Source organism: Streptomyces sp. NPDC001594, assembly GCF_042893675.1.
In the GTDB taxonomy this organism is placed as follows: domain Bacteria; phylum Actinomycetota; class Actinomycetes; order Streptomycetales; family Streptomycetaceae; genus Streptomyces.
Genome location: NZ_JBIAVB010000007.1, coordinates 295,250 through 307,752, shown reverse-complemented (window position 1 = coordinate 307,752; position 12,503 = coordinate 295,250). Strand labels below are relative to the sequence as shown.

At 75.7% G+C, this 12,503-nt stretch carries 6 protein-coding genes; 1 reads left to right on the top strand and 5 read right to left on the bottom strand.

Annotation, left to right across the window (positions count from 1 at the left end):
- Nucleotides 1-5: 5 nt before the first annotated feature.
- From ACFY0O_RS17155 to ACFY0O_RS17135, 5 genes are all read right to left on the bottom strand, one after another.
- Nucleotides 6-1,874, bottom strand: a complete 1,869-nt coding sequence (locus tag ACFY0O_RS17155) for an amino acid adenylation domain-containing protein (protein WP_388947534.1) — start codon at nt 1,872-1,874, stop codon at nt 6-8.
- 8 nt (nt 1,875-1,882) lie between these two features.
- Nucleotides 1,883-2,938: a TauD/TfdA family dioxygenase gene (locus ACFY0O_RS17150; RefSeq protein ID WP_388947482.1), complete on the bottom strand. Its 1,056-nt coding sequence runs from the start codon at nt 2,936-2,938 to the stop codon at nt 1,883-1,885.
- A gap of 100 nt (nt 2,939-3,038) precedes the next feature.
- On the bottom strand, nt 3,039-3,830 hold the full coding sequence (locus ACFY0O_RS17145; protein ID WP_388947481.1) for a thioesterase II family protein: 792 nt from the start codon (nt 3,828-3,830) through the stop codon (nt 3,039-3,041).
- On the bottom strand, nt 3,827-10,255 hold the full coding sequence (locus ACFY0O_RS17140; RefSeq protein WP_388947480.1) for an amino acid adenylation domain-containing protein: 6,429 nt from the start codon (nt 10,253-10,255) through the stop codon (nt 3,827-3,829). The genes ACFY0O_RS17145 and ACFY0O_RS17140 overlap by 4 nt, the downstream gene beginning before the upstream one ends.
- Nucleotides 10,256-10,393: 138 nt before the next feature.
- On the bottom strand, nt 10,394-11,800 hold the full coding sequence (locus ACFY0O_RS17135; RefSeq protein WP_388947479.1) for a helix-turn-helix domain-containing protein: 1,407 nt from the start codon (nt 11,798-11,800) through the stop codon (nt 10,394-10,396).
- Nucleotides 11,801-12,118: 318 nt separating this feature from the next.
- Here ACFY0O_RS17135 and ACFY0O_RS17130 point away from each other — a divergent pair, with 318 nt between their 5' ends.
- Entirely contained in the window at nt 12,119-12,295 is a 177-nt protein-coding gene (locus ACFY0O_RS17130) for a hypothetical protein (protein WP_388947478.1), read from the top strand.
- Nucleotides 12,296-12,503 lie beyond the last annotated feature (208 nt).

Here is a 12,503-nt window from a genome sequence, read left to right as displayed (position 1 = left end):
CGGTCCTATGCGTCCTGGCCCGGCGCGGCGGCGGCGAGCGTGTCGATGTGGGCGGCGAGGTCGCGCAGCCGGGGGTTGGCGTAGACGGCCTTCACGGGGAGGGCGACGCCGAGTTCGGCGCGGACCCGGGACACCAGCTTGATCGCGAGGAGGGAGTGCCCGCCCAGCTTGAAGAAGTTGTCGTCGGGGCCGACCCGGCTCGCGCCGAGGACGGTGGCCCAGACCCCGGCGATCAGCGCCTGGGAGGGGGTCAGCCCGGGGTCCTCGGCGGCGGCGTCCGTGGTGTCGGCGGGGGCCGGGGCGGGGGCCGGCAGGGCGGCCCGGTCCAGCTTGCCCTGGGTGGTGGTGGGGAATCGGTCCAGGGCCACGAAGGCGGCCGGGACCATGTAGGCGGGCAGCGAGGCCGCCAGGTGGGTCCGCAGCTCCGCGCTGTCGGCGGGGCGCGCGGCGGGGTCCTGGGGGCGGTGGTAGGCCACCAGGCCGGGGGCGCCGTTGACCTCGTCGCGCAGCAGCACCACGGCTTCGGCGACGGCCGGGTGGGCGGTGAGCGCGGCCTCGATCTCGGGGAGTTCGATGCGGTGGCCGCGGAGCTTGACCTGGCCGTCGGCGCGGCCCAGGTAGCCGAGGCGGCCGCCGGGCAGCAGCCGCACCAGGTCGCCGGTGCGGTACATGCGGGCGCCGTCGCCCCGTGGGTCGGCCACGTACCGTCCGGCGGTGAGCGCGGGGCGGCGGCGGTAGCCGCGGCCCACGCGGGGGCCGGCCAGGTACAGTTCGCCGCTGCCGCCGGGCTCCACCGGGTTCAGCTTCTCGTCGAGGACCCGCATGCCCAGGCCGGGCAGCACCCCGCCGATGTGCGGGGCGTCCGCGGCGTCGATCCATCCGGCGGTGGAGTCCACGGTGCACTCGGTGGGCCCGTACAGGTTGACCGCGCGGAGCACCCCGGCCGCGGCCCGCTCGCCGATCCGCTGCCACAGGGCCGGGCCGATGGCCTCGCCGCCGATGAGGAGGGTCAGCGGGCGCGGCCCGCCGTCCCCGGTGAGCAGGTCCAGGAGGGACTCGGCGTGCGAGGGGGTGATGTCGAGGTCGGTGAGGGCCTGCTCGTCGACGAACCGGGCCAGCAGCGCCGGGTCGGCGCGGGTCTCGTCGTCCACCATGACCACGGTGTCGCCGCGGCAGAGCCGCACCCACTGCTGCACGGAGGCGTCGAAGGACGGGGAGGCGTTCCAGCCGACCCGGCCGTGGCCGGGGGCGGCGATGCCCTGCGACTCCAGTGCGGCCAGCAGGGCGGAGGCGGCGCCGCGGTGGATCTCCACGCCCTTGGGGAGGCCGGTGGAGCCGGAGGTGTAGATGACGTACGCCAGGCCGTCGGCGGCCACCGGCACGGGACGGTACTCCGGGTCGGCGGCGCCGTCGGGGGCGGTCAGCTCCCCGACGGCCACATGGGCGGTGCCCGGGGCCAGGACCGCGGTGTCCCCGTCCGGGACGACCACCAGGTCGGCACCGGAGTCCTCGACGAGGTAACGGCGCCGGTCGGCGGGGAGCTTCGGGTCCACCGGCAGGTAGGCGGCGCCCGCGGTGAGGGTGCCGACGAGGGCGGTGAACAGGGCGGAGCCGCGGGGCAGGGCCAGCGCGACCACGCTCTCGGGGCCGATGCCGCGGGAGGCCAGGCGGCCCGCGAACCGCATCGCCTCGGCGCGCAGTTCGGCGAAGGTCAGCTCGCGGTCGGCGGCCACCACGGCGGTCCGGTCGGCCGGGGCCTGCGCGAGCCGGTCCAGCAGGTCGGTGACGGCGGGGCGGGCACCAGGGGCGGCAGCGGCTGCGGCCGGGGCAGGGGCAGCGGCGGCCTGGGGGCGCTCGGGGAGGACGGCGGTCATGGCGGTGGTCACTTCCCGGTGTAGACGGTGGTGGAGGGCTGGGAGGCGGGGGAGCAGTCGGCCAGCGCGACCGGCTCGCCCATGGCGACGAGGATCTTGCGGTCGCCCTTGTAGGACTCGCGGCCGTGCGCGCACAGCAGGTTGTCGACGAGCATCAGGTCGCCCACCTGCCAGGTCTCGCGGACCGTCACCCGGTCGTAGACCGCGTTGATCGCGTCGACCTCCTCGTCGGTGAGGCGGCTGCCGTCCCCGAGGTAGGTGTTGAAGGGCAGGCCGTCCTCGCCGTAGGTCTCGACCAGCACCTCGCGGATGTCGGGGTCGAGGGTGCGGCTGTTCCAGAAGGCGAAGTGGTTGAACCAGCTGCGCTCGCCCGTCACCGGGTGCGTGACGATCGCCGAGCGGCGCTGGCGGGTCACCATCGAGTCGTCGTCGAGCCATTCGAAGCCGACGGTGTTCGCCGCGCAGTACGCCTCGGCGACCGCCTTGTCCTCGGTGGCGAAGGTCTTGTACCAGGGCAGACCGGCCAGCTCGGAGTAGTTGCGCACGAGCAGCCAGCCGGCCTCCTCGAAGCGGGCGACCAGCTCCGGCGGCAGCAGCCGCAGCGCCTCGCGCATGTCGCCGACGGTGGTGGCGCCGCCCTCCTCGGGGGCGGTCACGCAGCCGAAGAGCAGCACGCCCGGGAAGTCCAGGGTGTAGCTGTTCTCGTTGTGCAGGCGGATCGGCTGGACGGCCGGGAGGTCGGTGGAGGAGAACACGCCCTCGCCGAAGTCGGTGCGCGGGGTGGCCTTCTCCTTGTACCCGGCGCGCCGGGAGACCAGGGCGTCACGGGCGGCGGCGAAGCTCGCGGCGTCCGTGACGGGCAGGCCGCGCAGCAGGACGGCGCCGGAGCGGTGCAGCTCGGCCTGGATCTCCCGGCGGTGGGCGGTCAGCCAGGACACGGCCTCGGCCAGTCCGGCCCCGGCCGGGGTGTGCACGACGGCGGGCTTGCCGGCCTCGTGGACCGGGACCACGGGGTGGTCGGCGACGGGGGCGGCCGGGGCGGGGGCGTCTGCGGAGACGGTCATGGGAATCCTCGCGGTGGGTGCGGAAGTTCGGGTGTCCGGCGGTGTGCCGCCGCCGGCGGGGAAGGGGAAGGGGAACGGGGGGAGGGACCGGGGCGGGGCGTCAGGCCGCGGCGGGGGCCGGGGTCCGGCCGCCGACCACCGTGGCCAGCACCTCGAAGAACTCGGGGAGCCGGTCCTGGAAGTAGAAGTGGCCGCCGGGCAGCGTGTGCGCGGCGAAGGCGTGGCCCGTGACCTCGGCCCAGCGGCCGAGGGAGGCCGCGGGGGCCACCGGGTCGGCGTCCCCGCCGACCACGGTCACCGGGCAGTCCACCCGGGCCTCGTCCCGCGGGCACCGGTACACGTCGTCGATGGCGAAGTCGGCGCGGATCGACGGGATCACGATCTCGCGGAGCTCGGGGTCGTCGAGGATCCCGTCGTCGGTACCGCCGCGCACCTTGATCGCCGCGACCAGCTCGTCGTCGTCCAGCAGCTCCGGGTGGACCACGGCCGGGTTGTCGAGGAACGGGGCCCGGCAGGCGGAGGCCACCAGCGCCCGCGGGGTGCGCCCGGCCGCCTGGAGCAGCCGCACCACCTCGAAGGCGACCAGCGAGCCCATGCTGTGCCCCAGCACCACCAGGTCGTCGGCGGCGCCCTCGGGCAGGCAGGCCGCCACCGGGCCGGCCAGGTCGGCGATGTCGCGGGGCAGGTCCTCGGCGAAGCGCGCCCCGCGGCCCGGGTACTGGCCGATCAGCAGCCGGACGTCGGCGGGCAGGTGCTCACGCCATCCGGCGTAGGCGTGGGCGTTGCCGCCCGCGTGCGGCAGGACCAGCAGGGCGGTGCGCTGCGGTCCTTCGCCGGGCAGGTCCCACACCACGTCGTCGGGGGCGGGGAGGGCGGCGTCGTGCACGTTCATGAGGTACTCCGTTCCTGGTCGGTGGTGCGGCGGCGCAGGGTGGGCCGGGTCCGCCGGGGCGGGGCCGCACCGGCCGACAGCCGGGCTTCGAGGTGCTGGGCGAGGGCCGCCGGGGTCGGGTACTGGAACACGTCGCGCAGGGTGAGGGAGACGTCCAGCGCGGCCCCGAGGCGGTGGGTGAGGCGGGCGGCGAGCAGGGAGTGCCCGCCGTGGTCGAAGAAGTCGTCGTCGATCGACAGCCGTCCGGTCACCGCCAGGACCTCGGTGAACAGGCCCAGCACGGTCTCCTCCAGGGGAGTGCGCGGGGAGCGTCCGCCGGCGGCGGTGACGGGGCGCGGTACGGGCAGCGCCCGCTTGTCGATCTTCCCGTTGGGGGTGAGCGGCAGCCGCTCCATCGGCACCACGAACGCCGGGACCATGTGGTCGGGCAGCCGCTCGCGCAGCCACAGCCGGACCTCCTGCGGTGCGGGGCCGGATTCCCCGGCCGCGGCCACCACGTAGGCGGTGAGCTGCGGGGTGCCGTGCGGGTCGGTGTGGGTGGCCAGGGTGGCCTGGGTGAGGTGGGGGTGGGTGGTGAGGAGGGTTTCGATTTCGGTGGGTTCGATGCGGAAGCCGCGGATTTTGATCTGGGTGTCGGTGCGTCCGGTGTAGTGGAGGTTGCCGTGGGTGTCCCAGTGGGCTTGGTCGCCGGTGCGGTAGAGGCGGGTGCCGGGGGGTCCGTAGGGGTGGGGGACGAAGCGTGTGGCGGTGGTGCCGGGCTGGGCGAGGTAGCCGTGCGCGATCCCGTCGCCGGTCAGGTAGAGCTCGCCGGTCACGCCCGGGGGGACGGGGCGGAGCCGCGCGTCCAGGACGTACGCCTGCTTGCGGGTGAGGGGCCGCCCGATGGAGACGGTGGCGGCCGCCGGGAGCGCGGGGTCCACGGTGTGGGTGGTGGTGAAGCCCATGGATTCGGCGGGGCCGTAGCCGTTGGTGACGGTCAGGTGCGGGTGGAGGGTGTGGAGGCGGGCGATGTGGGTGGGGGAGGCGGGTTCGCCGCCGGTGTAGACGATGCGGGTGGTGGCGAAGGTGTCCGGGTGTTCGTCGGTCAGGTAGTTGAAGAGGCTGGAGGAGAGCTGGAGCATCGTCACCGCGTGCGCGCGGCTGAGGGCGGCGATGACGGCCGGTTCGGGCCGCTGTCCGGGTTGGAGGACGGTGGTGCCGCCGTGGAGGAGGGCGCCCCAGAATTCGAGGCTGAAGGCGTCCCAGGAGACGGGGGAGCACTGGAGGAAGACCTCGCCGGGCCCGAAGTTCGCGTAGGTCTGGTGGGTGAGGGTGGAGACGAGGTTTCGGTGGGTGGAGAGGATGCCCTTGGGGCGTCCGGTGGAGCCGGAGGTGAACATCACGCAGGCGGTGTCCTGCCCGGTGAGTGCCACCTCCAGGTCGTGGCCGGCGTGCGCGTCGATCTCCGCGGTCTCGGCGTCGGTACGGACCCGGGTCCAGGGGCCGTCGAGTCGGCGGGCGCCCTGCGTGGTGTCCGTGACGAGCAGTCGTAGGGCGGCGTCGGCGGCGGTGGTGCGGAGGCGTTCGTCGGGGAACTCGGGGTCGAGGAGGGCGTATCCGGCGCCGGTTTTGATCACGGCGAGGAGGGCGACGGCGAAGGGGATGCCGCGTTCCAGGAGGATGCCGGCCAGGTCGCCGCGGCGAAGTCCCCGTGAACACAGGTGCCGGGCCAGCCGGTTGGCGCGGGCGTTCAACTCCCCGTAGGTGAGGGTCTCCGTGCCGAAGACCAGGGCGGGGGCGTCCGGTCGCAGCCGGGCCTGCTCCTCGAACCGGGCCGTCAGCAGGGGCGGTTCGCCCTCCTCCGCTTCGGATGCGGCCTGCCCGCTCCACTCCCCGAGCACCTGGGCGCGCTCCTCGGCGCCCAGTACCTCCAGGCCCGACAGCGGCACCTCGGGCGCGGCCACCGCGTGCTCCAGCACCCGCCGCAGTACCCGGGTCATCCGCTCCACGGTCTCCCGGTCGTAGAGGTCGGCGCTGTAGAGCACCGCCCCCGTCAGCCCGGTCTCCTCGTCGGCGGAGAGCAGGAACTCCAGGTCGAACTTGACCGCCCCGGTGACCAGCGGCTCCGCAGGGCCGGCGGTGATCCCGGGGAACTCGGGCGCGGGGGCCGGTCCCGACTCCAGGGCCAGGCACACCTGGAACAGCGGGTGCCGGGCCAGCGAACGGGACGGGTTCACGGCCTCCAGCACCAGGTCGAACGGGGCGTCCTGGTGGGCGAAGGCATCCAGGTCGGCGGCCCGCACCCGGGCCAGCAGCTCCCGGAAGGCCGGGTCCCCGGCGGTGTCGGTGCGCAGCACCAGCGTGTTGACGAAGAAGCCCACCAGGTCCGCGAGGGACTCGTCGGCGCGGCCCGCCACGGGCGAGCCCAGCGGCAGGTCCGTGCCGGCGCCGAGCCGGGTCAGGGTGGCCGCCAGGGCCGCCTGGAGCACCATGAAGGGGGTGCAGTGCTCGGCCCGGGCCAGTTCCAGCACCCGCTTGTGGAGCTCGCGCCCGAAGTCCACCCGGACCGCGCCGCCCTGCCGTCCGGCCACCGGCGGCCGGGGCCGGTCGGTGACCAGCGGCAGCTCCTCGGGAAGGCCCGCCAGGGCGGTCCGCCAGTAGGAGAGCTGCTCCTCCAGCACCCCGCCCTCCAGGGCCGGGCGCTGCCACAGCGCGTAGTCGGTGTAGTCCAGGGGCAGCGGCTGCCAGTCGGGGGCCCGCCCCGTCGCGCGGGCGGCGTAGGCGGCGGACAGGTCGGCGAAGAGCGGGCGCAGGGACTGCCCGTCGGTGGCGATGTGGTGCAGCAGGACGAGCAGGGTGTCGCGGCCGTCGCCCTCGCGGAGCAGGGTCACCCGCAGCGGGTGCTCGGTCGCCAGGTCGAAGGCGTGCCCGGCGGCCGTGCGCAGGGCCGCCTCCCGGTCCTCCTCCGCCACCTCCCGGACCTCGAAGAAGACGCCCGCGGCGGCCTCCTCGGCGGGGGCGACGACCTGGTAGGGCCGCCCGTCGGCGGTGGCGAACCGGGTCCGCAGCGGTTCGTGCCGCCGGACCAGGTCGCCGACGGCGGCCCGCAGGACCTCCGGGTCCGTCGCGCCGGTCAGCCGTACCGCCATCGGCACGTTGTACGCGGTGTCCGGGCCCTGCAGCCCCGCCACCAGCCACAGCCGCTGCTGGGCGGAGGACAGCGGCGGCCGCTCGGGACGGACCGCGGCCCGGGCGGGCGCGGGGAGCGCCGTGCGGCCCGAGGCCTCGGTGATCCGGCGGGCGAGTGCGGCCGGGGTCGGGTGCTGGAACACGTCCCGCAGGGTGAGGGACACCCCGAGGGTGGCGCCGATCCGCCCGGTGAGCTTGGCGGCGAGCAGGGAGTGCCCGCCGTGGTCGAAGAAGGAGTCGTCCACCGACAGCGGGGCGGCCGAGCCCAGCACCTCCCCGACCAGGGTCCGTACCAGTTCCTCCAGTTCGCTGCGGGGCGCCCGGCCGGCGGCCTCCAGGGGCGCCTCCACGGCCGGCAGCGCCCGCTTGTCGATCTTGCCGTTGGGGGTCAGCGGCAGCCGGTCCAGGACCGCGAAGCGGGCGGGCACCATGTGCTCCGGCAGCCGCTCCCGCAGCCAGGCCCGCAGGGAGCCGGGGGTGACGGCGGCGCCCGGCACGGCCGTGACGTACGCGGTCAGCTCGTCCGTGGCGAGCAGGGTGGCCTGGGTGAGGTGGGGGTGGGTGGTGAGGAGGGTTTCGATTTCGGTGGGTTCGATGCGGAAGCCGCGGATTTTGATCTGGGTGTCGGTGCGTCCGGTGTAGTGGAGGTTGCCGTGGGTGTCCCAGTGGGCTTGGTCTCCGGTGCGGTAGAGGCGGGTGCCGGGGGGTCCGTAGGGGTGGGGGACGAAGCGGGTGGCGGTGGTGCCGGGCTGGGCGAGGTAGCCGTGCGCGATCCCGTCGCCCGCCAGGTAGAGCTCGCCCGTGACGCCGGGCGGCACCGGCCGCAGGCGGTGGTCGAGGACGTAGGCGTACTTGTTGGTGAGCGGCCTGCCGATGGACACCGCCCCCGCCGGGACCACGTCCTGCGGCACCGTGTGGGTGGTGGTGAAGCCCATGGATTCGGCGGGGCCGTAGCCGTTGGTGACGGTCAGGTGCGGGTGGAGGGTGTGGAGGCGGGCGATGTGGGTGGGGGAGGCGGGTTCGCCGCCGGTGTAGACGATGCGGGTGGTGGCGAAGGTGTCCGGGTGTTCGTCGGTCAGGTAGTTGAAGAGGCTGGAGGAGAGCTGGAGCATCGTCACCCCGTGCCGGGGGGACAGCTCGGCCACCAGCGCCGGTTCGGGCCGCTGTCCGGGTTGGAGGACGGTGGTGCCGCCGTGGAGGAGGGCGCCCCAGAATTCGAGGCTGAAGGCGTCCCAGGAGACGGGGGAGCACTGGAGGAATATCTCGCCGGGCCCGAAGTTCGCGTAGGTCTGGTGGGTGAGGGTGGAGACGAGGTTTCGGTGGGTGGAGAGGATGCCCTTGGGGCGTCCGGTGGAGCCGGAGGTGAACATCACGCAGGCGGTGTCCTGCCCGGTGAGTGCCACCTCCAGGTCGTGGCCGGCCTGTTCGCCTATCTCGGCGTCCTCGGCGTCGGTACGGACCCGGGTCCAGGGGCCGTCGAGTCGGCGGGCGCCCTGCGCGGTGTCCGTGACGAGCAGTCGTAGGGCGGCGTCGGCGGCGGTGGTGCGGAGGCGTTCGTCGGGGAACTCGGGGTCGAGGAGGGCGTATCCGGCGCCGGTTTTGATCACGGCGAGGAGGGCGACGGCGAAGGGGATGCCGCGTTCCAGGAGGATGCCGGCCAGGTCGCCGCGGCCGAGTCCCCGTGAACGCAGGTGCCGGGCCAGCCGGTTGGCGCGGGCGTTCAACTCCCCGTAGGTGAGGGTCTCCGTGCCGAAGACCAGGGCGGGCGCGTCCGGCCGCAGCCGGGCCTGCTCCTCGAACCGGGCCGTCAGCACCGGCTCCGCGGTGTGCGGGACGGCCCGCCCGGCCCACTCCCCGAGCACCCGCCGCTCCTCCTCGGCCCCCAGCAGCGGGACCTGCGACAACGGCAGCCGCGTCTGCGCCAACAGCCGCTCCACGAAGACGGCGAACCGGTCCTGGTGGCCGGCCACCCCCTCGATGTCGCACACCTCCGGAGAGGCGTCGAAGTCCACCCGCAGCCCGCCCTCCGGACCCAGGTCGTACACGCCGACCGCCAGGTCCTCCACGGGCCCGTTGCCCAGGTTGTGCTGCGTGGTCGGCAGCCCGCAGAACCGCATCCCCGGGGTGAACGCCATGATGTTCACCAGCGGGGCCGCGATCCGCCGGTCGGCCTCGCCCAGCCCCAGGTCGCGGCAGACGTCCTCGTACCGGGTCCGCTGGTGCTTGAGTCCCTCCCGCGCCACCTCCCGCACCGTCAGCAGGAGTTCGGCCAGCGAGCCGTCGGCCCGCACCGGCACCCGCAGCGGCACCACGTTCGACAGCATCCCCGGCGTGCGGCGCGCCAGCTCGGTGCGGCGCCCCGTGACCGGCAGGCCCAGCACCGGCTCGTCCGTACCGGCCGCCCGGTGCACGTACGCCGCGACCAGCGCGATCACCAGCATCGTCCACGGGGTGCGGTGCTCCCGCGCCACCGCCTTCAGGCGCTCCGCCCGCTCCGGCCCCAGGACCACCGTGCGGCGCACGAACGGCAGCGCCCCCGGCCCGGTCCGCCCGGTGTGGCCCTCCGCGAGCCGCGGCACCGGCGGCAGCCCCGCCAGCCGCTCCGCCCAGTACGCCCGGTCCGCGGCGCCCTCCGCGGAAGAGCGGTACTCCGCGTCCTCCGCCAGCAGCTCCGCGAGCGTCCCGAACGGGGAATCCCCCCAGGGCTCCCCGGCCGACGCCCGCTCGTACAGCTCCACCAGCCGCTGGTCCAGCAGCGCCACGCCCATCCCGTCGATCGCCAGGTGGTGGTAGGCGTGGAAGTAGAACCAGCGCTCCTCGCCCGCCGCGGTGCGGCCCGCCGCGATCAGCACGTGCCGGGACAGCCAGTCCTCCGCCAGGTCGAACGGGCGGGCCAACTCCTCGTCCATCCAGGCCCTGGCCGCCGCGACCGGATCGGCCGCCCCGCCCAGGTCCACCCGCCGCAGCGCCCGGTCACCGGGCTCCGCCCACAACCGCTGCCACGGCACACCGTCCGCACCGGCGCCGACCCCGCGCACCCGCAGCACATCGGCCTCGGCCGCCAGCCGGTACCAGCAACGGGCCAGCAGCTCCACGTCCAGCGGCCCGGTCAGCTCCCGGAACTCGCCGATGTTGTACCGGCAGCCCGAGGCGTCCAGGCCGTGGGCCATCCAGATGTCGCGCTGCGCCGCCGACAGCGGCAGCCGCACAGCGGCAGCCGCGTGCGCGGTGCCCTGTGCAGAAGCGTTGGGGGACATGCGGGTGCTCCTCGGTTTCGTCTCGGGGTCGGAAGTCCCGGCCCGGCCGGTGCGGCCGTCGGGTCGTTCTCGCCGTACGTCATCCAAGCCCCGCCCGGAACGGCCGGGCGGCAGTTGCTCCGGCACTCCGGGAGCAGATCAGCGCGCGGCGGCAGTTGCCGCGGCACGGTGGGCCCAGGCGGCGCGCACCGGCCCCAGCACCCGGAACCGCGAGGTGCCGTCGCGGTGTTCGGCCCGCACCGCCCCGCTGAGCAGCAGTTCGCGCAGCAGCCGCCCGCACTCCGGCAGCGCCAGCCCGGTCAGGGCGGTCAGGTCGGCCAGCTCACGGCCGCGGTCCGGTCCCGGCAGACCCCCGCCGGGCGCGGCGCACAGGGCGTCGAGGAGGGCCCGCGGGCCCTCGGGGAGCCGGCCCAGCCGCTCCAGCAGGGCCCCCCGCAGCCCGGACCCGCCGCCCGCACCGCCCAGGTGGTCGAGGAGCGCGGCCGGGTCCTCGTCCAGGGCGCGGCACAGCGCCGTCAGGTCGTACACCACCAGCCAGGAGGCGGCCGCGGCCAGCGCACCCGGATGCCCGTCCAGGACCCGGCACACCCCGGCGGCCCGCTCCAGCTCGGCCGGACCCGCGGTGAACTCCGGCCGGGCCCGCCGCACATGGTCCAGGAAGACCCGCACGGCCGGGTTCGCGCCGGGGTCCGCACCCTCCTCCGGCACCTCCAGCGGCGACAGCAGGAAGATCCGCTCCCCGGGCACCCCCCAGGGCGCGTCCGAGGTCACCAGCAGCCGCAGCCCCGGGCAGGCCCGCAGCAGGCCCGTCAGCCGGTCCATGCGCGGCGCCGCGGCCGGCGCCCCGTCCAGCACCAGCAGCGCCGGACCCTCGCCGAGGAGCTCCGCCAGGGCCGCCGCGTCCCCGGCCGCCGCCCCGTCCGGGCCCGGCCCGCACCCGAACAGGTCGGCAGCCAGCCCGTGCAGACGGTCCGTCAGCTCGCGGTCATGGCAGCTCAGGTACTCGGCGGGGCTGCCGGGGAAGGCGTGCCACAGCACCGGCAGGCCCGTCCCGTGCAGCCGCTCCGCCACCGCCAGCGCCAGCCGCGTCTTCCCCGACCCGGCCAGCCCGACCACGTTCACCAGCCGCTCCGTCGCCGCCGCCAGCTCGCCCGCCAGGACGGCCACCTCGCCCGCCCGGCCGGCCATGGCGTGCAGGGCGGTCGGCGGCGCCGGCGGCTCCGCCCAGCCCCCGTCGGAGCCGCGGCCCTGCTGGGCGGCCGCCTCCAGCGCCGCCCGGGCCCGCGGCCCCAGCCGCAGGGCGTCCGCCATCAGCCGGACCGTGTCCGTGCGCGGCCGTCTCGCCTTGCCCTGCTCCAGGTCGCGGATGGCCCGCACGCTGATGGTGGACAGATCGGCCAGCTCCCGCTGGGTCAGCCCGATGCGCAGCCGGTGCGCCCGGATCAGCGAGCCGAGGGGGGTGGAGTCCTGCGCGGGGCCCGCTCCGGGCGCGGGCGGGCGGACGGCGGAGGAGAAGGGGACGGACTGCACGGCGACGGTGTTCACGATGCGCTCCCGGCGAAGGTGGTGGGGAACGACGGGGCTGGGGTGGTGCAGCCCGGTTCCTGGCCCCATCGTCGGCAGCGCCCTTATCCCGGCGGCATCCCCCGGCGCGCACGCCGCGGGGCCCGGACGCCGTCCCCGGCCATCCCCGCCGGGGGGCTCCTATCGCCGCTATCACGGGTCGGCCGCCGCCGGCCGTCCCGTGATAGCGCGGGGATAACGGCGGGGACGGTACCGGGATTCCGGCCCTTCCTAACGTGGTGCCCACAAGGAAGGAAGCGGCCCGGAACAGCCGGGACGCACCGCCGAAAGGACCCGGACATGAGCCTCGCCCCCGCCCTCCGCGCCGCCCTCGTCACCGCCGCCATCGCCGGAGCCACCCTCTTCGGAACCCAGATCGCCCAGGCCGACGCCCCCGCCCCGGCCCCCACCGCCCCGGCGGCCCCCCAGGCCACCCCGTCGCCGACCTCCACCACCGCCACCAACCCCTGGGACTGACCCCACCCCGCCCCACCCCCGCCCGCCAGCCCCCGCCTCCCAGCTCCCGGCCTCCCGCCTCCCAGCTCCCGGCCTCCCAGCTCCCGGCCCCGGCCTCCCAGCTCCCGGCTTCCGGCCCCGGCTTCCGGCCCCGGCCTCCCAGCTCCCGGCCTCCGGCCCCGGCCTCCCAGCTCCCGGCCTCCCAGCTCCCGGCCTCCGGCCCTGGCCC

Coding starts and splice junctions, on each gene's coding strand:
- ACFY0O_RS17130 (WP_388947478.1), top strand. CDS start 12,119: ATGAGCCTCGCCCCCGCCCTCCGCGCCGCCCTCGTCACCGCCGCCATC.
- ACFY0O_RS17155 (WP_388947534.1), bottom strand. CDS start 1,874: ATGACCGCCGTCCTCCCCGAGCGCCCCCAGGCCGCCGCTGCCCCTGCC.
- ACFY0O_RS17150 (WP_388947482.1), bottom strand. CDS start 2,938: ATGACCGTCTCCGCAGACGCCCCCGCCCCGGCCGCCCCCGTCGCCGAC.
- ACFY0O_RS17145 (WP_388947481.1), bottom strand. CDS start 3,830: ATGAACGTGCACGACGCCGCCCTCCCCGCCCCCGACGACGTGGTGTGG.
- ACFY0O_RS17140 (WP_388947480.1), bottom strand. CDS start 10,255: ATGTCCCCCAACGCTTCTGCACAGGGCACCGCGCACGCGGCTGCCGCT.